Below are 1,929 nucleotides of genomic sequence, written 5' to 3' on the forward strand. Positions count from 1 at the left end.
CGCTTAGTACGCTAGGCAAAGCTGGCGTTGTGAATATGGGGTGAAAGTCCCCTCTTAGTAAGGGTTAGCCACCCGCTAAGTCCTCGAGCTATGCGCTTAGTCAGGTAACTGCCTAAGTGAAGTGTTAGTAGAGGCACCTGTAGGCTAGGTATTGAGCCACGTAATTTATAAATCGGAGGTGGTGATGCTGTTAAGCGAAGCAGAAACCAATAACAATCGAGGCGAAATGGCAAGCCAAGAACGTACCTCCCGGGGTCGGAGACCCTATGCATGCAGGGAAATTCACCGTCGGAACCTAGGAGATCCTAGACCGTCCTGAGTTGAGCATTCAGGAACATACAGCCAAAGCATTGTGCCAAGGTCGTATGGCACGTCTAGGAAGTCGGACAGAGGAATAGTACTGTTGAAACAAGTGAACAAAGCAATTAAACAAGCTGCGGAATTTGTGGAGGGAAGGCCTCTGACCAAGGGGAACAGCCAACAGCGTCTCCACGTCCAGACTCAGAGCTGGAATTACGTGACGTCTGGCCTGCTGGCTGTGCGAAATGTTGCAAAGAAGGATAAGAAGCGACAGTTTACCAACTTGCTTAAGCACATCGATGAGCAATTGCTAAATGAAAGTTTCTTCAAATTGAAACGACGATCAGCAGCAGGGTGCGATGGTGTGACATGGGACAGGTTCAGGCTAAATCTGGCCGGGAACATTCGAGAATTACACGATCAAATCCATACTGGCAGGTATAAACCAAAACCGGCTCGGCGGGTCTTTATCCTGAAAGAAGACGGTAGCCAGCGTCCGCTGAGTATCATTTGCCTAAGAGATAAGGTCGTACAGCAGGCAATGGTCACAGTGTTGAATCAAATATATGAAGAGGACTTTCTTGGATTCTCTTATGGGTTCAGACCCGGGAGGGGGCAACATGACGCACTTGATGCATTGAATGTAGCGATAACCAAGAGGAAAGTAAACTGGGTGCTGGATCTGGACATCAGTAAGTTCTTCGATACTGTAGAGCACGACTGGCTCATCCGGTTTCTCCAGCACCGAATCGGCGATAAACGAGTTGTTAGACTAATCAATCAGTGGCTAAAAGTAGGTATCTTGGATGAGCATGGTCATCGAGTCCATGCCAAACTCGGTACTCCGCAAGGAGCGGTGATCTCTCCGCTTCTGGCGAATATCTACCTACACTACGTTTTTGATCTTTGGCTAAACAGGGAAAGGACTCGTTCAGCTCAAGGAGAAGTGGTTATTGTCCGCTATGCAGATGATGCTGTACTGGGTTTTCAGAAACATAAGGATGCTCAAGCATGCCTGTGTGGTTTGAAAGCCAGACTAAAATCCTTTGGCTTGCAGATCCATCCTGATAAAACCAAATTGATCCGCTTTGGGCGTTTCGCGTTGTCACAATTTAAGGAACAGAAAGCAAGGGGAAAACCTGGCACTTTCGATTTTCTCGGTTTTACTCACTACTGTGGCCTTAAGTATCAGGGCGACAAAGGTGAGGTGGCAATCAAAAGGAAAACGAAGCGTAAGCGATTGACAAATCAGTTGAAAAAGATACGTCATGAACTTAAGCGGAGACTACATGATAAACCGTATGAAACAGGTCAATGGCTTAGGCGTGTTGTGCAGGGGCACATAAATTATTATGGCGTTCCATATAACAGCAAGTCACTCAGTCTTTTCATAGAAGAAGTGAGAAAAGCATGGTTAAAAGCGCTTAGGCGTAGAAGCCAGCGAAGCCAAATGACCTGGTCGCGTTTTGAGAGACTAGCAAAATACTGGATACCGCCACCGAGGATCGTCCACCCTTATCCGGAAAAGCGCTTTTACGCTATGCACCCAAGGTAGGAGCCGGATGCGTTAGTAGCGCACGTCCGGATCTGCGCGGGGGGTGGCAGGTAACTGCCATTCCTACCGCGACC

General features: G+C 48.0%; 1 protein-coding gene. It reads left to right on the forward strand.

The annotated features are described in order from the left end of the window. Positions 1–412: 412 nt before the first annotated feature. Positions 413–1,855, forward strand: coding sequence for a group II intron reverse transcriptase/maturase (ltrA, locus tag ACVA53_RS24850; protein ID WP_255045505.1), 1,443 nt, complete (start codon positions 413–415; stop codon positions 1,853–1,855). Positions 1,856–1,929: the final 74 nt, after the last annotated feature.

Source organism: Photobacterium sp. DNB23_23_1 (genome assembly GCF_052873815.1).